Raw genomic sequence first — 24,479 nt, 5'->3', positions numbered from 1 at the left:
ATATTTTAGGCTGTTACTTTATTAATCTGTTTTTCCTCCCGATAGGGTTCAACAAAACTGTTGACATAGGATATTTTCCGGCCTCAGCAAAGGGCATTCCAGTGGAGGTCTCGATTTTCTGCGGAGCCTGCCATGGACGAAAAATCCCTTTACGCCCACATCCTTAATCTTACCGCACCGTGGCAGGTTAAATCCCTTTCCCTTGATGATAAGGCCGGTTCTGTTACCGTCATCGTCGGCGTCGCTGAAAACGCATCATTATCCTGCCCGACCTGTGGTAAATCCCGCCCTGTCCACGATCACCGGCACCGTAAATGGCGCCACCTTGATACCTGCCAGTTCATGACATTAGTCGAAGCTGATGTTCCCCGCATTATGTGCCCTGAGCATGGATGCCAGACCCTCCCTGTTCCGTGGGCGGGATCTGGAAGCCGGTATACACTCCTGTTCGAATCGTTCGTTCTCTCATGGCTGAAAATCAGCACTGTTGACGCCGTCAGGAAACAACTTAAGCTCAGCTGGAATGCGGTTGATGGTATTATGACCCGGGCAGTTAAGCGAGGACTGGCCAGGATAAAAAAGCCATTATCCTCCCGTCATATGAATGTGGATGAGGTTGCTTTTAAAAAAGGACATCGCTATGTAACGGTGATCTCCGATCGCGATGGACGTGCGCTGGCCTTAACTGATGATCGAGGTACAGAAAGCCTTGCCAGTTATCTTCGCACACTCACTGACAGCCAGTTATTGACCATCAAAACACTTTCGATGGACATGAACGCAGGCTATATAAGGGCAGCGCGTATCCACTTACCCAGTGCGGTTGAGAAAATCGCCTTCGACCGCTTCCATGTGGCAAGGCAACTGGGTGAAGTAGTGGATAAAACCCGTCAGAATGAACATCCGCACCTCCCTGTTGAAAGTCGCCGTCAGGCAAAGGGAACCCGCTTCTTGTGGCAGTACAGCGATAAGTGGATGACCGAATCCAGGCAGGAAAAGCTGGCATGGCTGCGTGCGCAGATGAAGCTGACGAGTCAGTGCTGGGCTCTGAAAGAGCTGGCAAAGGATATCTGGAACAGGCCATGGAGCGAGGCAAGACGGAATGACTGGCAGAGATGGCTGGCGCTGGCGGCTAACAGTGATGTCCCCATGATGAAGAATGCGGCTAAAACGATAGGGAAAAGACTATACGGTATTCTGAACGCCATGCGTCACGGTGTATCAAACGGTAATGCGGAGGCACTGAACAGTAAAATCAGGTTGCTGAGAATAAAGTCCAGGGGATACCGGAACAGGGAGCGCTTCAAAATGGGTGTGATGTTCCATTACGGGAAGCTGAATGTGGATTTTTGATCAATCCCCATCCCCCCAGAGAGTTATAGAGTATTTTTTGTCGTTAATGTTGTATTCGCTCGGTATTTGCCTGTGCTGGTAATGTCGTAGCATACGCTCGTTAATTTCCGCTCTTTTTTCGTCTCTCCACATATTGCTGCACCCCTGATCGCTAGGAGTGAGGCAATGTGGATTTTTATAGGGTTGAGACTCACCTTTCTCCCAAGATAATGTTGGTTTTTGTTTAGACTCTGATAGCAATGGATGATCTTTCTTATTACTCCCATAAAACATGTCTGTTGAAGCCGATACTGCAACACTATGAAGTAATAAGATAAATACGGGGCATGCATATTTTTTTAAGCACAGCATAAGCGTTATTCCTTTCATCATAAATACATATGACACTTAAATAGAAACCCAAGTTCCTAATTCGGTAAAACAATAAAAAAGTGAACAATGTAAAGCTGTCGATTGAGCCACCATGATCGGGGAAGACCCATATAAACACAGTATTTTATGTATATCTATCTATCTTCCCCTTGTCAATAAATGATAATAATTATCATTACAATTCTATAGTGAGCAAAATTTCTTTCTACATAAGATTGGTAACCCCCCCAACAATCCTATCGGGTCTGGCTGGGTAAAGAGCCCGCAATCCGGGTCGTAGTAACGGAACAGAGTAGAGTGCAGGCCGGTTTCGCGGTCGAGGTATTGGCCCTGCAATCAGGATTATCGTTGCAGTTTGCCCCCAGGCGCTGCTTTTTCCTTCTGCATCGGTCAGACGTACTGACTACTGATTCTGCTGATAGAGCGAACTGGCTGGTGCCGTTTCCAGCCGGACTGGACTTAGTGGATATTGATAGGTCACAGATAATAAAATAGCCGGAAGGATCAGGGAAATTACATCCGGTTTTATTTTATCTTTCTTTAATAAGCTTATTTTTAAACTTTGTAATAAGATCAGTCCATTCTTTATAACTAACATTATTAATATAATAATCCCCAAGCCATTTAGGATGACAACGAGATATTAAACTCTCTAATGCAGACACTCTAATAGGATTGTGTTTTTCTAATGTTAATATATTAATCATTAACCCTTTAATTTCTTTTGCTTCATCAACATAAGCAGATGTAATTAATACACTACATATTTTATCGCTAATATTTTCTAGATTCATAACGACTCTGTCGCTCCAGAATATCTACCACCAGCAGTGACTATTTGCCACTCCCCACCAATTTTATCCGCCTACCATTATAGTTTCGGGAAACACTCCCTTCATAACTTGCCGAATTATTTGGTAGTAAAACTCAGTTTGCACGCATTTCGGTTGAGGTAGCCCCTGAACTTCCACTTGTAACATATACTTGAGAGTCGCTATCAGGAGTATGTTCAGTAATAGTGAACACATCTGCGGGTTCTCGTTGCCATCGATACATACAAGCGGAGCGTAGCTACCTTTCCTGCAATAGGCGAAACCTTTCCCAGACAAAGCTAGTCGTAACGCGATGGCCCTACGGCTGTCCGTTGAGGGTCTGGCTGCGGTTTTGCTAATAAAAAGGACTTGCTGGCAAAGTTCTCGTGGCGGGTGACAAAATAGCTGGGAGGATAGAGACTGTTTACACAGAATGTGTTATCAGCCTCGCAAAAATCACAAAGATGCAAACCATTCCTTTTGGTATTCATCTTGCTCCTGTGGATCCGAAACAATATTTTCATCATCAAAATCAAAAATATCGACTAAATCCTCTTTACGCGCCTGTTGGCCTAAAACTGTTTCATAAGCAGTTAAACCCATTGCCATTTGTCTAGTCATTCTTGATGGGAGTACATTTTTCTTGGCTCCCTTACAATAATAAATTATCGATTTATTACTGTTTCTTAAAGACTTAAAACATTCGAAAAAATCATCTCCTACGGATTCAATTTTATCACCATTTTTTAATTTTATTTTCAGAACACATGGTTTCCCAGTAATTACTTTCAACTCTGCCGTTTGTACTTCAAAACCATCAAAATATTTTATATTTTTTATAAGATTAGTCATTTCAGCACTTTGAAATATTTTAAAAATAAAACCCATATCGATATCGATATCGATAAAAGAAAGGACATCTTCAGAATCTGGGGAGTAGTAACGGAAAAGAGTAAAGTGCAGGCCAGTTTCTCGGTCGGGATATTGGCCTTGCATACGCAGGTTCTGCGCAAATCCTGGGCCTTGCAGTTAGCTATGCCTAATACCGCTATACCTGTCGTTTACTAATATTTAGCATGTTACGTAAGAACATTACGCCTTTGGCTAGATGTAGCACACTCATACAGAACAACGGTTTCAATACCTTATCCAGCAAGGCCTGGTCGAAAGTAGAGCACTATACCGCACAGCTATTTAGCTGGTACAATTTCTCGGCAGGCTGGATTGGAACGATATTGTTAAGTAATGGATAAAATAATAGCTGGAAGAAATTTAAAAATGACTTCCAGTTTATTTTAGTCACTCACCAGATGTATCGCACCCCATATACCCCTCAAGAACCCTCTTTATCCTCATCAAAAAAAGAGGTTTATCCTCTATTTCATAGTCAAAAATAAAATTCACTTCGGAAATGACAGCATCAATAACATCGCTTTTACCATTTATGATAAATTCTATGGATTGAATCACTTTATCTTTATTGGTTGATGTATATTCTAAAAACCAAGGCTTAAAGATAACACCTGAAATATATCGCAGATCATTTTCATTATTGACATTTTTATTTTTTATTAGCAAATAATCTTCATCGCTAACAACTCCTTCATCAACAGAAGAAAGAAAACCTACTAATATAGAGATTTCTTTTTGAGTTTCAATATCAAATTTATTCATTACCGCCCCCATACAGGATATGCAGTGATTGGTTGCCCACCCGGAGTTAAGATCACTGTGGCTGTTCTTGAAGTACCATATGCTAACTCAGTCTTGTTGTATCCTTCACCGATTTTATACGGATACGGAACTGTAACTTTAGTTTGAGTGCCTCCTGATATTCGATGAATTAGCTGTGCTCTCTGTATCGCATTCAACTGATCTCTATGGCTATCAAATCGAGTTGCTGCGGTCGGCGTGCGTTGCTGAATACCTGTAGAAGGATTAGTCCCATTAGTCGCACGTCCTAACTGTGATTCTAAAGATGTTTGAGCCCCATGCCTCTCAAGGAAGTGAGACCTTGAACTCATATTTTCAATTTCTTGTAATCGCCTGTGTGCATTAGCTTCTGCAAGCTCATGGATTCTCGCCTGTCGTTCTGCTTTAGATAAATTAGCTTGGCACCGACTCAACCCCAACGGATCCACCCACCCCAGTGCATTCGGCGCATACTGGTAAAGATTGATCCCCCCCAACAACCCTATCGGGTCTGGCTGGGTAAAGCGTCCACAATCCGGGTCGTAGTAACGGAACAAATTATAGTGCAGGCCGGTTTCGCGGTCGAGGTATTGGCCTTGCATACGCAGGTTCTGCGCAAATCCTGGGCCTTGCAGCGAGGATTCTCGCAGCAGTTTGCCCCAGGCGCTGTTTTGCCCTTCCCAGCGCAATTGCCCTTCTGCATCGGTCAGGCGTTCTGGCGTGCCGTTGGGCTGGTTGTGGAACCAGTAAATCTCCGGGTTTTCGCTGCCGTCGATACGCGCCAGCGGGTCGTAGCTGCCTTCATCGCTGTAAACATAGGTGAGCGGCACCTCATCCTGGATCTCCTGCAACAAGCGGAACCTTTCCCAGACAAAACGAGTGGTCACACGGCGGCCTTGCGGCTGTCCGTTAAGCGTCTGGCTGCGGGTTTTACTGATGCGGCGGCCCAAGGGGTCGTAGCGGAAGCTGACCTGCACCTGCGGTTTGTTACGCTCACGCGGGTGGCTGATGACGTCGGTCAGGCGATGCTCACCATCGTAGCGATAGTGCCAGCGCGTCTGGCCGTTATCCTTTTCGATGGTGCGGCCGTGAATATCGTAGCGCCAGCAGATACCGTTAAGTTGCGTGACTCGGTTGTGGCGCACCGCCAGGCTGTCAGTCTCTTCCAGCGGATTACCGGCCGCATCCCAACGCCACTGCTCTTGACCCGGTAAGGTGCCGTCCTGCGCCAGCAGACGCCCCGCGCTGTCGTATTGCCAGCGGTGCCAGTGAAACGGGTTGTCGTCGCGCTCTTCGCGGATCAGATTATTGGCGTAGTCATAATCCCAACGGCGTGACCAGCGGCGCGGTGCCGGGCGCTGGCTATTGCCGTTAAAGACATCGCGGCGGCGCAGGCGGCCAAGCCGGTCATACTCGCTGCGCAAAGTCAGTGTGCCCTGCGTGCGGCTGGTTTCACGGTGTAACGCGTCGCGGGTAAAATCGCTGATCGGCAGGCTGTCGAGGGCGATGCTTAGCAGATGCCCGCTGCCATAATAGAGCTGTTTTACCTGGCGTCCGTCTGGCAACTGTACCGAGGTGCGGTTACCCAGCGCGTCATAAGTCCACGCCAGCGCGCCCTGCTCCCCCTGTTCGCCAATAACCCGGCCCAGTGCATCATATTCAAACGTAATCTCTTGTTCCGCTTCACGGCTCCAGACGTCGTCACTGATTGCCGGATGCAGGGCGAGTCGGGCCAGTTGCCCGGCCGCAGTATAGTGGTAACGCGTTTGTCCTTCCGGCGTAGTCCGCGCAACCAACTGCCCGGATGCGCTATAGGCAAAGTGATGGGTGATCGCCTCAGCATGCCCGGCGGCAAAGGTGCGCGAGGTGGTACGTCCGCAGGCGTCATAGCTATAACGGGTAACCACGCCATCCAGCCCGACCTCTTCAAGCAACAACGAGTCTGCGCCATGGTGGAACTGATAGGCTTCGCCGTTTTCGTTATGCAAAGCGCTCAGCCGACCGCGGCTGTCCCAGGTGCGCCGCACTTCTTCGCCCTGCGCGTTACGCGTGACCAGCAGTCGCCCGGCGCTGTCGTAATCGAACTCGCTGCGTTTACCGTCGGCGGCCAGATGCGCGGCAGGCAGGCCGCGTGGGTTCCAACTCAGTGTCTCTTGCCAGCCTTCGGCCCGCTCAAGCTGAACCGGGCGACCGGCGGCATCATAGCGATAGCACGTCTCTTCACCGTCTGGCGCAATCTGCGCGCTCAGCCAGCCAAGTGGATGATAACGATAGCGGGTAGTACGCCCGGAGCAGTCGGTGGCGCGGATGACTTGTCCGGCGTCGTTGTACTCCTGACGGCGGCTGTTTTGCGCCGCATCCACTTCTTCGGTCACCAGACCAAACTCATCGCGATGATACAGCGTGCTCTGTCCCAGCGCGTCGACCACCCGCGCCAGACCATGTGACTGATCATAATAAAAATGCGTGGCGCTGCCGTCCGCCTCGGTAATCGAGGTCGGTAAAGCACGATGCGGCAGCCAGGTTGTCGCCCGCGTGTTGCCCTCGGCATCGCTCTCTTGTACCCGGTTCCCCATCTCGTCATAAACGAAGGTGACGGCGTGGCCCAACGGGTCGATACGGCGGGTCAGTTGTTCGTTCTCATCCCACTCAAATTGCCAGCGCTCGCCGCGTTCATCTACAAAACAGGTGATCAACGCCTGTTCATTCCAATAGTGTTGGCGCACCTGCCCGTCATATTGCGTGACGGTGGTGAGTCCGGCGGCCAGGTCATAGCGCATACGGCAGCCATCGCCGGTACTGGTGCGGTTCTCCACCACGCGCCAGTGATCCAACTGCTGCCAGCGGTATTCGCTTTCCAGCCCGCCCGGCAAGCGATGCCACACCATCAGGCCATCGTCGTTATAGCGGAACTCACGAGTAACTACGCCGCTTGCATCGGTTACGGCAGCCAACTGGCCACGATCATCGTAACCCCAGCGCATCAGCGGCCAATGCTGATCGCCATCAAAATGGCTGGCGCCGGTGACTCGCTGCGGGAAACGTTCATCGTCGTAGGTCAGCGTGACATCGATGGCTTGCGGCGCATCATGAATACGCACCAGTCGACCGTGTTCATTCCAGCCGGTTTCCAGCATGTTGCCGTATTCATCGCTAAGCGAGGCCAGACGCAGTAACGCTGGATTGGCACGGGTCGGTTTATAGAGCCGCCATACCGCGCCATCGTCATCAAAAATTGCTATATCGCCGTTGTCATTACAACGCACGATCAGCCCTTCGCTAATGCTGTAAAGCGCCTGATTAACCGGCGGCCGGGTAAAGCTCAACTCGCGCCCGCTATCGTCAAACCAAGTTACTTCATCTCCAATCAGCGTCAGGTAGCTGTCAAAAACGGTAGCCCAGCCCAGACCGAACAACCCTTCGCGACGGGTCAGACTGTTGTAGCTACGCTGCCAATACAGCGGAAAACGTCCCGGCAGAGTGAAATCAAGCTCGTTCTCATCGTTGAGGACTTTAACGCCGGTGGCGGCATGCACCGGATGCGATGTTGCGAATACTGCGTTAATCGACATATCGGCCAGCATGCCGGCCGCCGCACCGCCCACCGCACAAGGCATATTTTTTACCACCTGGCCCGGGCGACCGCGCAACAGCGCCAGGCCGATCATCGCCAGCGACAGACCGGCCTTTTTACCGCTTTTGACATCGCGCACCGCGACCGTCTCGCCACCGATGATCACATTCGGTGAGACGTTATCGGCGATTGTCGCCCCGCAGGTGGTTCTGTCTTTGGCGCGCACGGCAGGCTGGCCGTTGATAAACACGCTCTTTGAGCCTTCCGCCAGATACTGCGGCCCGGAATGTTTTTCACAGGCGACTTTGTCCTGCTCGGCAGGCGATGCGCCGTTCGCGGCCGAGGCGAGGGTAGGTTGCCACATCTCGCTGACAAACTGCTCGGCCATTGAGAGATACTTACCCGCATAATCGGCAAAACTGCTGGGGGATTGCGGTTCGGCAGGCGGCATATCATCAGGTGGCACGCTACCGGCGGCCCGCGCGGCCGGTAAGTTATTGGTCAGGACATTACTTGAGCCGGTGATAATTTTCCCGGCAGGGGACGGAGGGAAGATCAGATCACCAAGGCTATCGGCGGAGGCGCTGATCTCAGCGCTGAGCCCGCTCATATTCGCTAAAGCCCCGCCAATCATCCCGCTAACGACACAACTTGAGCCCATCGCCGTCACAGTCGCCGCTGCCGCACCGGCACCCAGCAAAGGAGCGGCAGCGGTGAGTGCAACACCGACGGCCGCACCGATCGCCGCATAAGCTAAGCCTTCCGCCACGATACTGGTGATATCAGCAAAAATGCTCGAGTGAATGATGTCATCGCCCTCGCGGGCAGCCTTGTTATCGCTCATGCCTTAGTCATTCCGATTGTCGTTTAGCGTCACACTCTGTTTAAGAGCATCCCAGCGTTGGCTGTCTTCGTCAGTGAAGGGGCGCAGCGCGGATAGCGTAAAAAGCATCAATGTCGCCTGGTTAGGCACCTGCACCGCCAGCTGCTTTTGCCACAGTTTTTGGCCGTTACGCTCCAGCCCCGTCTCGACTTCCAGCCCGGGTAACGTTTGCTGCGGCCCGACGCTGACGCGTAATACATCGCTTTGAGTGATCTCGCCCATTTGTGGGCGCAGCAATTCCCACTGGCGGTGAAACTCGGTGGCCAAATCACTGCCTTCAGGGATGGTGCCACGGCTGATCACCACAGAGAGTCCACTGTGATCATCGCGCAGAATATTCATCGAGGTGTCCTGCCAGGCAGCAGGAAACAGAGAGAAAGAACCTTCCTGTAGAGTATATTTCATGATTCGCTCGGCGTTTTTAATTAAGAAATTGATTGAAGTGTGCGTCAACGTGGGAGTGTAATAAGATTGACCTTAAATAAATTAGGCCAATCTATTTAAAACACTTTCACATATTGTTTTTTAACTCATAAAATTAAAGAACCACATTAACGAGTGAGTTTATGATCCCATCTACCTGGATAAGCACTCACAGCTTTCCCATTTTTATCAATGAATGTCAACGAGGTATAATCTAATTTAATTTTTTTATTTCCAGCTTCATCATTAAAAATAAAATAACTAAAATTACCTAATTCGTTTTTCATCACCTTGCCATAAAAAATAGTAGGGTTATTAGTTTTATTCTCAATAAGAATCAGACTGACATTGCTACAATCCGATGTGAAATCCCCACATTTATTAAAAACACTGGCGGTATAAGCATCGCTAAAGAAAGTATTTTTCTCACCAGGCTGAATGTATAAATCAGAAATTTTCTTTAACTCAATATCTTTAGGGAAATAATGATCACTATTGACAGGTGGAGAGAGTAAATGCCAATGAGCATAATCACCATTAACGCTAAATTCGGCCTTACCATGTTTCTCACCAAACCAGGAGTCAAAGTTAAGCAACGCAATACCTTGCCGGTTCAACACGCCATGGATATTTTCTGCATTATCATTGCTACAATCTATTCGATTGCCATTTTCATAAATAAGACAATAGCGCCCCTTTACCAGGCCTTTATCTTCCGTTAGCCAAATTTTCATTGAAATATCATTAGGTTTTTCGGGGTGGCTATTATTAGCCCATTCGCCAATAAATAGACTTTTAGCCTGAGAGAAAAAGGATACAAACAGAATCATCACGAAAGCAATACTTTTACTTTTAAACATTACAAACACACCAATTTAAAAAAATGATAAAAACGCCATCTATATAAAATATATAGATTATCTTTTTAATTATCGTCTGGCGCACGTAAAAACAGGGCTTCAGCAAGAGAAGCGATGTGTTTTTCCTGTACCAATTTATCCCGCCACGCCAGTGGAATATTAGCATAACCATATAATGCCCCGGCGATCTGTCCCGCCGTTGCCGCTACGCTATCAGCGTCATCCCCTAAATTCGCAGCAAGTAAAACCGCGTCCCTAAAATTATGGGTGTGCCATACAGCCCACATAGCTGCTTCAAGTGTATCGATAACGTAACCACTGGAGCGGATCTGATGCCGCTGTTTTTCTTTGTATTCCCCAGCATTAATAAGCAAAACTCTTAACGTTGTTGAAAATACGTGGGGAGAGAAACTGGCCTCTTTGCTATGACCATTCAACAAGAAATGCAGTATCAGTCCTAAAAACTGGCAACCATTGATAGATTCAGCTGCACCATGTGTCGCCATACTTTGGCTCTTTGATTCAGTCCAGTTCAGTGCCAGTGATTTTCGTCTAAAGATTGCAACGGCAGCATGCCGAATAATGGCCGCATTCCCTGCGGTTTCGGCATCGGTGTTACCAAACCATAACGCGCCATGTTTCAAATATTCATCTAAAGCAAAACGCGTGGTGATGCCAATGTCAAAACAGCGGCCATTAACGCTGTTATCACCATGTTGATACCAACGGACCAACTTATCTCTAAATGCCGTAACATCCATCCTACCCTTGTCCAGATAGGTTTCAGCCAGACACAGCGCCATCGAGGTATCATCGGTCCACTCGCCTGCTTTTAATTTAAAAGGGCCGCCGCCAACCATATCAGTGACCCGACCTGCATCACGAGGCAAAAACTCCAGGGTGGTACCTATCGCATCGCCAATAGCCAACCCCACTAATGCCCCTTTGGCTTTATCTAATGCCATCTCATCCGAGATAATTTGTGGTTGTGATTTGAGCCAGTCAGGTTTTGTATTATCGAGATTATCATCTGTTGCCATAAATACCGGCTCATATGCCATTCTATTTTGCAGATGGCAACTGACCTTAGGGGCAAGATGTTGGTAGCGTTTAGCATATAAGGACAGTGCAAATCCATCTTCTCTTAGATCAATCATGATGATCCCCCTTGTACAATAAGGCGTTTAGCTACGCATCCGATGTAATACTCACCCAGCTTAAACAATCCGGTGTTTTTACGGTGAAACCAAAGGCGATCTTTTGCCCATGGCTATCGACGGGTGTCGTATAACTGCTCGCTTCGTTTTCTGAGCGGCCACGCGGATAGTCGGTCAATACTACTGTGTGATATTGGCTCTTGATATCATTAAGCGTGATACAACGTCCTGAATAAGAGAAAAGTAGGAAAGGTGCCATTGAGCTGGCATTTTTACTAAGCCGTAGATCTATATCACTAATTTTGCTTGCGTCAGCCAATGAGTGCGTGTCCGCTTTATAGAATTTAATAAACTCGTTTTCTGATAAAAATCGGACAGGTAACGGAAATTTATCAACGTTATTAACGGTTGTATTTTTAATGGTATCGCTCATTTGATCAATGAATTGCCAAAGCGTAGGGGGGTTATTTTTAGCTTCAGCATCCCCCAGGCCTAAAAAAAATACCAGAACAGAGAGTAAAAAAGCATAATCGATTAGCGAATATTTTTTCATATCAATGAATCCCATATAAAAATCATTAATTAATCGATGACTTTCCTATTTCTGAGAACACGACCTTATTTCCTTTAAACACATTTAGCACCCAATACTCATATTTACTATCGCTGGCGGAATAATCAGGCGTTAATGTATACGCATAATCTCCATTATCAAACTCATACCCAGCAAAATCCATAGATGGCTTTTTATTGATCACCTTGCCTTTAAGGGTGATTTCTTTATTATTTTTTTTATTTAAAGAGTGATAGGTCACATTGTCGCAAGAGACTTCCCCCTCCTGACAGTTTTGATCAATGGATATCTTATACGTTTTCGTTAGGATAACTAACTCATCACTATCAGCATTTTTCGCCTTTGTGTTAGAGGCTACGGCAGTTTTTTTTCCGACTAGCACTTGCTGGCTTTTATCCAACTGGTACGTTTTAGGTGCATAAAACTCCCCATCTTGCGGCTCGGCAAGCAATGACCAAGAAAGTTTGCCATTATTAAGAGTCAACTCGGCCTTACCCTTCTTCCCCCCAAAGCTGGAGTCGAAAACTACCGTCGCTGACGCTCCATTAACCGTACCATGTAAGTTATCCACGCCCTGCTCCGGGCAATCAATACGTGACCCGCGCTGTGTGACATAACAGTAACTGCCGGTTAAATTCTGGCCTTGTTGTACCAGATTCAGTGACAGTGTTGACAGTGGCGTACCGTCCGGGCTATCGCTTTCAGCGCTCCACTGTCCAGAGAAGGGTTGCGCGGCCAGAACAGGGAAACTCAGCAGGCAAGAGACAAAAAATAAATTGGCGAGTTTGAGTATCATTCTTTTGACTCTATTGATGTGACGTAAAATCATCTGCTCGCGCAGCCGTCATTTTTAGATAACAACTGCCACCTACAATCATCAGCAAAGGCACGGCATGAGAGCATAGCGATAATAATAAAAATGATCTTTTTCATACTTATGTTCATCTAAAAATAATTAAAACCTTAAGGCGTTGTAGACCAAGAGCCTTTTTCAGCCATCGCCACTTTATCATTCACTAAAACAGTCAGAGTAGGATTGCCTACTGTCAGCTGATATTTTGTTTTGGTCTCTTTATTCTCAAATTCATAAGAGCTTGCTGGGCAAGCCGTTTTATCACATTTTTCGCGAATAACCTTCCCCATAAGGATCATGCTTGCCCCATCGCTTTTTCTTTTACCCTTATACACGGCTTTATTACAAATACTAAACCGGTCGGTACAGATCAGCGATACTCTGATTTGATATTGTGGCGTAGTAAAGTAGTTAACTTTATTAATCACATCAGTAAAAACCTGCTGATTTTCATCGGCAGAAAATGACATCCCCGTAAAGCGGGCAGCCCATTGTTTAATCTCAGGATGAATAGACTTCATCTGTTTATCATTAGTGGCATACATAATTTTATTAGCGTCAGGTGTCACCCATCCGGCATAAAGTCTGCCATCTTTTGTCATAACTAATGCCGAAGCATTCTCTAGCCGAAGATCTCGTAACCAACCTTCAACCAATAATCCACCGCCGGGGAGTCGCTTTGGATCTGCGAACCCTTCATAGTTGTCGAGAAAATCATTATATTTATTTCCCAATAACGATTTTAAATCAAGCGTGATATCTTTTTCATCAAAGATATTTACCACAGCATCTGGCGATGCATATTTCCCCAGCCATTGATATTCGTGAGCATTGGCTAATGAAGATAGGACTAAAAGGGATAAACATATCAGACGGAAACATTGACTGAACGGGGTAACTATTTTATTCATCATTTTTATTAATTATCGATATTAAAAACCATGGTAATACGACTGACTTTATCATTTTCAATCTGGAAAGAGAGTCGCTTGCCATTACTTTCATAATAGAGCCAGTGCTGGTTATCACTGTCATCAGTCATCGCGCGGCCATAACGCTTCGTGACGTCGCTTGGTGTATCACCGACTGAGATGCCGCGGGATGTGGCTATACCCGGTGCTTCAAGAGTGATCTGGGCAACTAGATAGCTATCAACGTCACGGTGCTGTGTTTCCCAAAATAGGTTAGCGGTGTAAATGTCATATCCCGCGTAGCTGTGCTGATAAAATTTATAACTGCTGTCGCCCACGGGGACATCGCCAACAAAAGCCTCACTACGTTGCATCCCCGCTCGTTTTTGTGCTTGTTCGTCCCACTTATCGCCCAACGAAAAATGCTGTTTATTCAGCACCACGGAAAAGTCGACTGCATCGATGGCCGATTGGGTATTGGCGGCAGTTGCCGCCGTAGCGGCGACTACGGGAAGAACGGGGAATGAGCCCAGAAGAAAGGAAACTAAAAATGCAGCTTGTTTTAGGGGGAATGCCATTTAACTTCGCCTTAATTATCTGACCAGACACCTTTTTCATCGACAACCATTTTATGGTTAATAATTACCGTTAGCGATGGCACAATAGTTTCTAACGTATAGGTGGCATTTTTATTTTTAAATTCGTAGGAATTAATCGAGCAGATTGGTTCACTACAGCGAGCGCGGAAGACTTTCCCATGCAATGTTAAGGTAGCTCCATCGGATTTTCTGGTTCCTTCATATAAAGCGTGATTACAAGGCTTATCAGTTGAATCACAATTCAATGTAACTTTGACATTAAAACTCTTGGTATCCAAATGGCGAACTTTTGGTTCATTATCAATAAAGCCAATAGGATAGCGCTTCTCATCAAAGGTGATATGTTCAAAACGCTTTGACCATGCCAATAGATCAGGGTTAACTCCCTTCATCTGCTGGTCATTGGTTCTATATTCAATCTTACTGTGTCCTGGAATGACCCAAGCCACATAGAGTTTACCATCAGGCTCAATGACCATCGCCGATGCATTTTCTAATCTTAAATCTTGTAACCAGCCTTCAATAAACAATCCACCGTTAGACTGTTTCTGCGGGTCGGCAAACACCTCAAAGTTATTGATAAATTCACTGTAACTAGCATCCAACAATGTTTTTAAATCAGATGTGATATTCTTGTCATTAAATACATTCACCGCCGAATCAAGTGTTGTATATTGATTCAGTTTTTTATAGTCGCTAGCCTTTACTATTGATGAAAAACTTAAAAACAATACAATAACCAAGCAGCAGGCTTTGCTAACCATATTAACCCTTCAATCTAATAATCACGTCATCTAAGATAAATGAAATATATCGATATTATTAAGACATGACTTTGACAATATTAAGGTGTTTTTATTCTTGCCCACCCACACCTGTGCCATTACTTTTTAATCTATCACGTTTTACCCAGCCGGATACTTGCTTACCCTCTTTAGTAAAATACATCACATAGTAATAGTTATTGTAATCAAGATAAGCATTCACATTATCGCCATGAATAATGAACACCTTTTTATCTTCGCAGGCCGCCGTCGGTGCCGAATAGAAATAGGCTCGCCCTTCCCCTTTTACCTGATAGCCATTCTCTGCGCTGTCAAAACGTATGCTTTGTTGCTGAGCAAGGTTATCTAGTGCATCACAGTTAACTTGCGCAAAAACATTAAAAGACAGTAGTGACGTCATCCACAAGATGAATATTTTAGCCATAATAACTCAGAGTATTAGTATGAGGATGAGCGGCAACAGCCTTAGCTGTTGCCTGAGCGATGAGTTCCTATTGCTTTGGGGGGAATTGAGCTTCGACAGCCTGAGTAATACTTCCCTGATAACCTGCTCCCGGTGCTGCAGTCCCTGCTCCCGCCCCTTCGGCATTAAGATTCAGGTTCCCGCCGGAAGTCGTAATATACCCTTCCCCTGCCACAAACAGGTTAAAGCCTTTACCAACGATATTGATCTGACCACTGGCATTAAGCTCAATAACGCTTTCGCCACACTGCAGACGCAATTGATTACCCGCCCCTACAATATGATTATTTGCCGCGGCATCCGTTTTATCTTGCCCGATGACACGTACTTCCTTGCCCTTGACCGCGTGGGTACGATCGGTTTCCACCCGATACTGCTCATTACCTGCCGTGTAATGACTGTTATTACTGCCAATCGACTGGCTGGCATCGTTTTTCACGTTAACGTCCATATCACGCTGAGCCTGGATCCAGACGTGTTCTTCACCGGCGCGGTCTTCAAAGCGCAGGGCGTTGGCGCTGTCTGTAGAGCCATCTTTGGAGCGGCTGAGGAAGCCCATCTGCGTTGCGGCGGCTGGCAGCGCCCACGGCGGCATGCTGGCTTCGTTGTAGACGCGGCCGGTGATGATCGGACGGTCCGGGTCGCCGTTGATAAAGTCGATCACCACTTCATCGCCAACGCGTGGAACCTGCACGCCACCGAAGCCTTGACCGGCCCAGGCGCTGGAAACACGCACCCAGCAGGAGCTGGTGTCGTCGCCCTTGGCTAAACGGTCCCAGTGGAATTTTACTTTCACGCGGCCATATTTATCGGTCCAGATGCTCTCGCCCTTCGGCCCCACCACTTTTGCCGTTTGCGGGCCGTAGGTACGCGGCCACGGCGTAGTTTGCAGCGGGCGGAACGGAATGTTGGAGGGAATAACGGTGAAATCAACACGGTGTACCGTCTCACCATCGTTACCGCTGGAATAGCGGTTCTCTTCGAAGTAATACGTCGCTTCAGTCGTCAGGTATTCGCCGTTATCACTGAAGAACGGTGCGTTAGTCAATGCGAAAGTATTGCCCGGTGCCACGCCAATCGCGGTGGCGGTACCGTGGATCAACTGATGCTCGACCTGCCAGCGTTCCTGATGGATGCGGGCATAGAACTCACCGTGGCCATGTTCGACAAAACGGCCTGGCCAGTCATATACGTCGATGCTGCCCGGCACCGGAGAAGAGGGGTTCTGACGCGCCTGGAACATCCAGGCATTAGGTTTGCGGAAGTCGTAATCGTCGAGGCTATAAATCCCCGGCGTGACGTTATCTTCCAGCGCCCACTGGCCAATCCCTTCTTCGTCGGTGCTGCCGCCCGATGGCGTTTGGTGATAAGGGATCGTCTCATAACCGGCAAACGGCTGATGCTGAGTGGCGGCATCGGTCAATATGATGGTGTGGCTGTCAGGCTGGTGCTGGAAATGGTAGGTAATACCTTCGAGTTCCATCAAGCGGCTGATGAAATCAAAGCTGCTTTCCTGATACTGCACGCAGTAGTCCCACACCCGATAGCTACCGGTCAGCTTATCTTCGATATTGACTTGGTATTCACCGAGCAGGGTTTTAACGATTTGCGGCACCGTTTGGCCCTGGAAGATGCGCAGGTTTTTATCCCGCTTCATCGGCCACAAGTCTGATTCTACCGTCAGGGTATACACTGCGTAACGCGTCCCCGTCAGCTCCACGGCGCTGACTGCAACACGGGTCACTTTGCCGTTGATATAACGGTTGCTCATCAAGTTCTGCGTAGGGATGGTGACGGTTATCGGCTGCCCCAGCAGTTTACTACGGTCGATACGCGCATCGGTGCCAAGCAACGTGACCGTCAACGCAAAGGACTCGGACAGCGCTTCGCGACCTGACATGTTCCAGAAAAGCAATCCCTCTACAGGTAATTGCACAGTGATACGGTTAAGCATAGAGATATCCCGGATGGAGAGGTATATACCCGTCATACTTCAAGATGTAGAGGTGTTGGCTGCAGTGACTCGGCTCATCCTTGAGCCTCGCCCCGTTGGGGCCTCTGTTTGCCGCTTACCTGCATCTTGCAGTTTCTTGGGTAGAGTACCGTGCTGAAGATTAACTTTGAGGATTGATAAGCCAGGTGCCTGTTTTATCAACGGTCAGCGCTTGGCTGCGAGAGTGATCATGGCCCTGAATAGTGAATTCATATTGCCCAGACGGAAGTTGTAACAAGGCGAAGCCATTGGCTGAAGGTATCACCGCCTGAGATTTACCATTGACCGACAGTTGCTCGCCGTCACGCAGGCGGATATAAATCTGCGATAGCGACTGCGTGGCACCCGGCGCAGCATTGCTGTTGTTGGCCTGGCTATTCGTGCTGCTTGTGGCCTGTTTTACTGGCTTGTTCTCAGCGGTGTTACTTTCTGGCGCCTGATGGCTGCCACCGCTGAAGATAAGACCACCGGCAATCAGCCCCACCAGCACACCGCCTGCTACCAACGCAGGCAGCTTGTAACGTTTCCAGTTGCGACCCGCCGTTGGCGCATCGTCTTCGACCGGCATCAGCATCGTGCCCGGTTTTTTGCTGCTTAATACATCATCAATACCCGCAACCGGCATTTCAATCAGCGCAGCAAATTCATCGATAGTCTGCGGACGATCTTCCATTCTTAGCGCCAACGCGCGATCTACGGCTTGCAACAGCGGCAATGAATAACCGGCTGGTCGACGCTCCGCCAATGGCTGGTAGCTGTCCTCAATACTGCGCACCACGCTAACCGGCGGCGGTGTGCCGACGATCAGGGTATGCAGCACGGCACCGAGGGCATAAATGTCGGTCCATGGTCCCTGCTCGCTTTCGTTTTCATCGGTGTATTGCTCGATAGGCGCAAAGCCCGGACGCAGCATCGTTTCTGTTTCGTCCGAAACATTACCAATACTGCGGCGCGCAGAGCCAAAATCAAGCACCACGGGTAAGCCATCATCCTTAATCTGGATGTTATCGAGCGAGATATCGCGATGCAGGTAACCTTCGTTATGAATGGTTTTAATGGCCCCAAAGAGCATCGGCAAGGTACGACGGATCCAGGCTTCGTTGATCAGTTGCGGGTTTTTCTCACGCAGACGCGATAGCGTGGTGCCGCTATAAAATACAGTACCCATATAAGCGGTGTCGTTTTGCACCCAAAAACGCAGAACGTGCAGCAGGTTCGGGTGGTTAAAACGCGCTAATAGGCGAGCTTCCTGAATAAAACTGTTCAGTCCGGCGGTAAATGCCTTGCTAAAGCGTTCGCTACGCAGCACCAGACGCATATCCGGATTGCGCACCGCCAATGACGAGGGCATAAACTCTTTAATCGCAATAGTACGTTCTAGTTGATGGTCCCAGGCACGGTAAACAATGCCAAAACCACCATCACCAATCACTTCCTTAATCTCAAACTCGTTAAAACGGTACCCCGGCGGTAGTGCGTTCGGTACATTCCGGTTGTTATCGTGATCCGTCATATTGGAAAACTCTCTCGATGATGGCGTTATGCCACAAACTGACAGTGAAATTCACCCAGTTCAAAGGTTACGCGCAGGCGACGGTATTTCTCGTCACGTGCGCTGGCAGTGAGCAGTATTTGGCTCATCTGCGGCAATAAGGTATTCGTGAGGATGGCGTCAACCATGCGGCCACCCGACTCAACTTCAGTACAACGCTGGACAATTTGCTCAATCACGCTGTCGTCCACATCGGAAACAATGCCGTGATTATCAGCCAAGCGGCGTTGGATACGTTTAAGCTGCAAACGCACAATTTCTGCCAACATCGTATCGCTCAATGGGTAATAAGGCACCACCAACAAACGCCCCAATAGTGCAGGCGGGAACACCTGCAATAACGGCGGACGCAACGCCGTGGATAATGCCTCGGGTTCAGGCATTAAATCCGGGTCAGCACACATTGCGCTGATAAGTTCAGTACCGACGTTGGAGGTTAGAATAATGATGGTATTACGGAAATCAATATGTCGTCCTTCACCATCTTCCATCCAGCCTTTATCAAACACCTGGAAGAAGATTTCGTGTACATCTGGGTGCGCTTTTTCGATCTCGTCGAGCAGCACCACGCTATAAGGTCGACGACGCACCGCCTCGGTCAATACCCCGCCTTCACCGTAACCCACATAGCCCGGAGGGGCGCCTTTGAGGGTCGAAACGGTATGCGCTTCCTGGAATTCACTCATGTTGATGGTAATAACATTTTGCTCGCCACCATATAAGGACTCGGCGAGTGCCAGCGCGGTTTCGGTTTTACCGACGCCCGACGGACCACACAGCATAAATACGCCGACCGGTTTATTCGGGTCATCAAGACGTGCACGGGAAGTCTGTACGCGCTTAGCAATCAATTCTAGCCCGTGACGCTGACCAATCACCCGCTGGTTCAACGTATCGGCCAGATGAAGTACCGCATCGATTTCGTTTTTCACCATGCGGCCCAGTGGAATACCGGTCCAATCTGAGACCACCGCCGCGACAACATTGGCATCGACAGCGGCAAATAGCAGCGGCTCATCGCCTTGTACATCGGCTAAGGCTTGCTGACGCTCGCTAAGCTGCTCACGTAGCTCGGCTGAGGCCTCTTCGTCGGCCAGATGCAGTTGCGCACGCAATTCGATAATAGCGTCAACCAGCGTACGCTCTTGCTGCCAGCGTTCGGTCAACGCATCACGATCGGCTTCCAGTGTTTCACGCTCGGCGTTCAAACGCGCCACGCGGTCGCTATCGCCAATCGCCACACGAGCTTCACGTTCGGCGATATCGGTTTCCACTTCCAGCGCGGCAATACGATGCAGGCAATCTTCAAGCTGAGCAGGCGGTGCACTTTGGCTAACGGCGACGCGTGCACAGGCGGTATCGAGCAGTGCCACGGCTTTGTCCGGCAACTGACGAGCGGGAATATAGCGATGGGAAAGTTTCACCGCCGCGCTAACCGCTTCATCAAGCAACAGCACATGGTGATGCTGTTCCAACGGCGATACCGTACTGCGTAGCATCAATACCGCTTTCGCTTCGTCCGGCTCATGCACCTGAACGGTTTGGAAGCGGCGGGTCAACGCCGGGTCTTTCTCAATATATTTTTTGTATTCAGCCCACGTCGTCGCGCCAATGGTACGCAACTGGCCACGCGCTAACGCTGGTTTTAACAGGTTGGCAGCATCACCGGTACCCTGCTGACCACCCGCGCCAATCAGGGTATGAATTTCATCGATAAACAATACAATCGGCGTTGGGCTCGATTGCACTTCGTTAATCAGCGCCTGCAAACGCGCTTCAAATTCGCCTTTCATCCCGGCACCGGCTTGCAGCATGCCAATATCGAGCAGCCACAGCTGAACATTTTGCAACGGCTCTGGCACATCGCCGCTGGCAATACGCAGCGCCAATCCTTCCACTACCGCCGTTTTGCCAACACCGGCTTCACCGGTCAGTAATGGGTTGTTCTGGCGGCGGCGCATCAGGATATCCACCATCTGGCGGATCTCTTCATCACGGCCGACGACCGGGTCAATTTTGCCGTCACGCGCACGGGCAGTGAGATCCTGACCATATTGCGCCAGCGTACCTTGCTGCGTTGGCGGTGCTCCTGCCTCAGACGCCGCAGTCACGACCTGCTGAGTTTCTTTGCTGGCCGCAAAAACAGTGTCGAAGTTGTCAAACAGCGCGTCTGGATTGATGCGTTCAAACTGGCTGGAGATGCTCTTGAGCACGTTAGCCAGATTCCAGGTTTTTAATATGCCGATCAGCAGATGACCACCGCGAATGCGGCTGACGCCAAATTTCAGCGAGCCATAAACCCAGGCGCGTTCTACGGCGTTGTCGATATGTTCAGAGAGGTCAGAAACCGAGCTCGCCCCGCGCGGCAGACGGTCTAACGCCGCGACGATATCGCGAGTCAGTACCTGCTCATCGAGGGAGAAATGGCGGATAAGCTGTTGTAAATCGCCGTCCTGCTGTTGCATTAATTGATGCAGCCAGTGCACCAGCTCCACATAAGGGTTACCACGCAACTTACAAAATGCCGTCGCGCTTTCCAGCGAGGTAAAGAGCAGCGTATCCAGTTTGCCGAACAGTACGGCGCGGCTGATTTCAGACATAATCGGTTCCATTGATAATGAGCGTGATTGACACGACAAACAAAAATATCGATAACCCAGAGATAAAATTTATGCCGGGTTTTCCAGGCTAAAGCACAGATCTCCACGCGCTTGCGGCTGCGGCTGATGCCCCAGCCAGGTGCTATAACCGAGGCGGGTTTGCCCACCGAGCGCGGTACCCGCGACTGCCTCTTCACTGAGCAACAGGCGCACATCCCACTGAAATTCGATACCCAAATACTGACGCAGCCAGTCGCGTAACTCGGTCACCCAAGGGGAACCGGGTAAAAAGCGCTGATAGGTTTCGAGATCTAATGGCCCGAGTTCGAGGCGAAATTTGTGCTGTACGTCGCGTACCGCAACGCCCAGAAACGCCGATTGCCCCATACGCGGCAGGCGGCGGCCGGCCCCCAACTGTGCTTGTTCCCTTGTAGAAAGTGGCATCCACTGCGGCACGTTTTCAACCAAGGTGACGGGCACCTGGAAGTAATGACGTAAAATTTTCACCAGCCCTTCAGCATCTCGCCCATTGCGCGTGAGATGCCCGGCAAGGTTAAAACGCGCATGATCGTTAAGACTGCCCTTTTCAAGCTGCCCCGGCTGCCCCATACCGATAAGCGATGCCAGATACTGCTCAAAGCGCTTATTATCACCGCGATCTAGCGAGGCGGTCGGCTGGGCATCGGCCCAGGCGCGAAAGAACAGCAGCGTCAGGCGATGTTGAAAAATATCGGCGAAGGCACTCAGGCTATCGTCTTGGTGGTGATAAATGCGCTCGCGGGCATATTCAGTCATATGCACCGGCAGCGGACCATTCGGCCCAAACAGGCCAAAGCTGAAAATCGATACCTCATGCAACGAGGTGTTTTCTCGTACGCTGACGTTTGCCAGCGTCGAAGGCGCAAACGCCATAGAAGGATGCTGGCCGATACGCAACGGCTCAAAACGCGGTAGCGGAGCACGTCCCAGCGGGTAGCGCTCTCCCCCCTGGGCATCCAAACGACGCAACAACTGGAACAAGTCATAGCGCCAGGGCGCAGCCATTAAGGCATCCCAGAAATTCGCCGGTAAGCGCGTCAGGCGACGAATAGGCTCGACGTTTGGCTCAGCTTGATTGTCGCCGTGGTATTCGGCATTGTGCCCGGCGTCACTCATATCAGCGCCCTTTTACCCATGCGCGGCGCCCAATAGCCTATTTCACCGCGCTGTTGGCTCTTGAGCGTGAACTCGGTAAAACTGTTTAAGGCCACCAGACGAGCAAACATACGCTCGAGCACGCTACCGAGTAACCACGGGCTTGAGCCAGAGAATGCCTGTTCATCGACGGTCAGCGTGATACCCACGCCGCGGGCAAACACTATCGGCCCCGGTTCGGGTACCCGGCGATGAACCGGTTCCAGTACGCAGTGGCGGATACCTTCGATTTGTCGTGCCACCGGCGCATCGGCCAGTTGCGCATACAGACCCAGCAATTGACGTAATGCCGCCGCCCCTTCGCCCTCTTCGCTGTCCATCAGGCTTAAATAGTTCATCTGCAATTGACTGATCAACCGCCAGGTACTCAGTCCTTCGGCCAGCGCAGGTCGTGGCGGCGTTGGGCCGTTGCGCAGCGTAAGTGAACGCACAGGCAAAGAGTCCGCCAACACAAACTGCCCCAAATCCTGCTGTAACATCAGCGGCAAATCACGGCTGGTACACAGCACTTCTGCGGTGATATAGCGCAAATCATCGCGCCACGGGGTGTGATGTTCATCCACCAGCGAGGCAAACACTTCAGAGCCTACATAGCCGGTACGCGTACCGTAGCGTAGCGCGTGTTCTGAGAGTGCACGCTGTTCGCGGCGCAGCGAGAAATACGCGCCATAGTTGCCATCATCACGGCTCCAGGTACTCCAGAATGGGCGAAATACCTGGTCATCACGCTGGCCGTCAACGCTGGCATACAGCTTGTTGACAGCAAAAATTTCGTAATCCAGCGGGCGAATATTATCCACCACCAGATGATATTCATGCTGGCTATCGCTGATTTTTTGCCGCTCGGCTATTTTCGGAAACAGGTTAATCACCGGCGTGCAGTGCAGCGCAAGATGGCTTTTATCAACGACGCGCTCAAGCTGGGTGTCGGTCTTGTCCAGTAAAACAATAATGTCGAAGGCTTTTGCCTCGCCGCTTGGTGCCAGTAAAGGCCGTAAACCGCTGACGCTAATAAACTGAAAACGCGCCGGGAAAGCAAAATACTCTTGTAGCAAGCGATAGCCGTCGAAGTTACGTAAGTCATCTGGCAACAGCGCCTGATCGGCGGCGAATCCTTCCTGACGTAAAGCATCATCTTTGAGCACAATACGCTGCGGGTTAGCCCCCACGCTTTGGCAGAAGATCCCGACCTGATGTTCCATCAACAATTCGAGGAGTTTTAGCGCCTGAATATCCGGCCCGCTCAAGAACAAGTCCAGGCGATTGAAATCAAGATGCGCCAGATTCACCGGCCCGTCACAGGCCACGCGAATACGTAATGCACTGACTGCACCACGCTGGCTTAACCCCAACTGACTAAGCGGCGCATCGGCGGGCACGCCGCCGAGTTCTACCTGACTGATAGTCAGCGGCAGCAGGGTAACGTCGTGTGCGGTGGTGTAGCTGCACGTCACGCCGTTTTTTTTCAGCGCCTGACTGTCCATCATCGTGCCACGTGGCACCACAAAGCCGTTGCTCAAATCGCCTTTGCCATTATCTGGATGCAGTTCAGCAATGGCCATCGACGGCGTAGGTGCCAAATAGTTTGGGGCGATCATTTCCAATAAACGCTGCGAAAAACGCGGGAACTCAGCATCCATTTTCAGTTGTACGCGCGAGGTCAGAAAGGCAAAACCTTCCATCAAGCGTTCAACATAGGGGTCAGCGACTTCGATACCGCGCATGCCAAGACGCCCGGCCACTTTGGGGTAACGTTCGGCAAATTCCGCGCCCATTTCACGCAGATATGCCAGTTCACGGTTGTAATATTCGAGCAGTTTACTGTCCAT

Annotated in this window: 18 protein-coding genes and 2 pseudogenes; 1 reads left to right on the top strand and 19 read right to left on the bottom strand. The window is 49.5% G+C overall.

Annotated features, from left to right (window positions below; all coding sequences use genetic code 11):
- Nucleotides 1-132: 132 nt before the first annotated feature.
- Nucleotides 133-1,353, top strand: a complete 1,221-nt coding sequence (locus ACL9RG_RS18195; RefSeq protein ID WP_422794043.1) for an ISL3 family transposase — start codon at nucleotides 133-135, stop codon at nucleotides 1,351-1,353.
- A 591-nt stretch (nucleotides 1,354-1,944) separates the two neighbouring features.
- Here ACL9RG_RS18195 and ACL9RG_RS18190 read toward each other — a convergent pair.
- The 19 genes and pseudogenes from ACL9RG_RS18190 to tssF all read right to left on the bottom strand — a co-directional run.
- Nucleotides 1,945-2,061 (bottom strand): annotated as a pseudogene (locus ACL9RG_RS18190) (RHS repeat-associated core domain-containing protein); the annotation flags it as partial.
- 194 nt (nucleotides 2,062-2,255) lie between these two features.
- Nucleotides 2,256-2,519 (bottom strand): hypothetical protein, encoded by a 264-nt coding sequence (locus tag ACL9RG_RS18185; RefSeq protein ID WP_422794042.1) that lies wholly within the window; start codon nucleotides 2,517-2,519, stop codon nucleotides 2,256-2,258.
- A 945-nt stretch (nucleotides 2,520-3,464) separates the two neighbouring features.
- Nucleotides 3,465-3,557 (bottom strand): annotated as a pseudogene (locus tag ACL9RG_RS18180) (RHS repeat protein); the annotation flags it as partial.
- Nucleotides 3,558-3,836: 279 nt separating this feature from the next.
- Nucleotides 3,837-4,211 carry a hypothetical protein gene (locus ACL9RG_RS18175; protein WP_422794041.1) on the bottom strand — a complete coding sequence of 125 codons (375 nt, stop codon included), beginning with the start codon at nucleotides 4,209-4,211 and terminating at the stop codon, nucleotides 3,837-3,839.
- Nucleotides 4,211-8,647: an RHS repeat-associated core domain-containing protein gene (locus tag ACL9RG_RS18170; RefSeq protein WP_422794040.1), complete on the bottom strand. Its 4,437-nt coding sequence runs from the start codon at nucleotides 8,645-8,647 to the stop codon at nucleotides 4,211-4,213. Before ACL9RG_RS18170 ends, ACL9RG_RS18175 begins: the two co-directional genes overlap by 1 nt.
- A gap of 3 nt (nucleotides 8,648-8,650) precedes the next feature.
- Nucleotides 8,651-9,091, bottom strand: a complete 441-nt coding sequence (locus ACL9RG_RS18165) for a DcrB-related protein (protein ID WP_422794039.1) — start codon at nucleotides 9,089-9,091, stop codon at nucleotides 8,651-8,653.
- A 146-nt stretch (nucleotides 9,092-9,237) separates the two neighbouring features.
- Complete coding sequence (locus ACL9RG_RS18160) at nucleotides 9,238-9,969, bottom strand: hypothetical protein (protein WP_422794038.1); 732 nt, start codon at nucleotides 9,967-9,969, stop codon at nucleotides 9,238-9,240.
- A gap of 65 nt (nucleotides 9,970-10,034) precedes the next feature.
- Nucleotides 10,035-11,126, bottom strand: coding sequence for an ADP-ribosylarginine hydrolase Tri1 (tri1, locus tag ACL9RG_RS18155; RefSeq protein WP_422794037.1), 1,092 nt, complete (start codon nucleotides 11,124-11,126; stop codon nucleotides 10,035-10,037).
- A gap of 31 nt (nucleotides 11,127-11,157) precedes the next feature.
- Complete coding sequence (locus ACL9RG_RS18150) at nucleotides 11,158-11,694, bottom strand: hypothetical protein (RefSeq protein ID WP_422794036.1); 537 nt, start codon at nucleotides 11,692-11,694, stop codon at nucleotides 11,158-11,160.
- A gap of 10 nt (nucleotides 11,695-11,704) precedes the next feature.
- A complete protein-coding gene (locus ACL9RG_RS18145) occupies nucleotides 11,705-12,529 on the bottom strand; it encodes a hypothetical protein (RefSeq protein WP_422794035.1) in 825 nt (274 codons plus the stop codon).
- A 134-nt stretch (nucleotides 12,530-12,663) separates the two neighbouring features.
- Nucleotides 12,664-13,467, bottom strand: a complete 804-nt coding sequence (locus ACL9RG_RS18140) for a hypothetical protein (RefSeq protein ID WP_422794034.1) — start codon at nucleotides 13,465-13,467, stop codon at nucleotides 12,664-12,666.
- Nucleotides 13,468-13,472: 5 nt separating this feature from the next.
- Nucleotides 13,473-14,042, bottom strand: a complete 570-nt coding sequence (locus ACL9RG_RS18135; protein ID WP_422794033.1) for a hypothetical protein — start codon at nucleotides 14,040-14,042, stop codon at nucleotides 13,473-13,475.
- A gap of 11 nt (nucleotides 14,043-14,053) precedes the next feature.
- On the bottom strand, nucleotides 14,054-14,827 hold the full coding sequence (locus ACL9RG_RS18130) for a hypothetical protein (RefSeq protein WP_422794032.1): 774 nt from the start codon (nucleotides 14,825-14,827) through the stop codon (nucleotides 14,054-14,056).
- 91 nt (nucleotides 14,828-14,918) lie between these two features.
- Nucleotides 14,919-15,272 carry a hypothetical protein gene (locus ACL9RG_RS18125; protein WP_422794031.1) on the bottom strand — a complete coding sequence of 118 codons (354 nt, stop codon included), beginning with the start codon at nucleotides 15,270-15,272 and terminating at the stop codon, nucleotides 14,919-14,921.
- A gap of 67 nt (nucleotides 15,273-15,339) precedes the next feature.
- A complete protein-coding gene (locus ACL9RG_RS18120) occupies nucleotides 15,340-17,265 on the bottom strand; it encodes a type VI secretion system Vgr family protein (RefSeq protein ID WP_422794030.1) in 1,926 nt (641 codons plus the stop codon).
- Between the two features lie 160 nt (nucleotides 17,266-17,425).
- The gene (locus ACL9RG_RS18115; RefSeq protein ID WP_422794029.1) at nucleotides 17,426-18,817 is read right to left on the bottom strand and encodes a serine/threonine protein kinase; all 1,392 of its coding nucleotides are present in this window, start codon (nucleotides 18,815-18,817) and stop codon (nucleotides 17,426-17,428) included.
- 26 nt (nucleotides 18,818-18,843) lie between these two features.
- A complete protein-coding gene (gene tssH / locus ACL9RG_RS18110) occupies nucleotides 18,844-21,456 on the bottom strand; it encodes a type VI secretion system ATPase TssH (RefSeq protein ID WP_422794028.1) in 2,613 nt (870 codons plus the stop codon).
- A gap of 69 nt (nucleotides 21,457-21,525) precedes the next feature.
- On the bottom strand, nucleotides 21,526-22,611 hold the full coding sequence (tssG, locus tag ACL9RG_RS18105) for a type VI secretion system baseplate subunit TssG (protein WP_422794027.1): 1,086 nt from the start codon (nucleotides 22,609-22,611) through the stop codon (nucleotides 21,526-21,528).
- On the bottom strand, nucleotides 22,608-24,479 hold the full coding sequence (tssF, locus tag ACL9RG_RS18100; RefSeq protein WP_422794026.1) for a type VI secretion system baseplate subunit TssF: 1,872 nt from the start codon (nucleotides 24,477-24,479) through the stop codon (nucleotides 22,608-22,610). The genes tssG and tssF overlap by 4 nt, the downstream gene beginning before the upstream one ends.

Source organism: Rouxiella sp. Mn2063, from assembly GCF_049319665.1.
Classification (GTDB): Bacteria; Pseudomonadota; Gammaproteobacteria; order Enterobacterales; family Enterobacteriaceae; genus JBMOUD01.
This window is presented reverse-complemented; position numbering and strand designations above follow the sequence as displayed.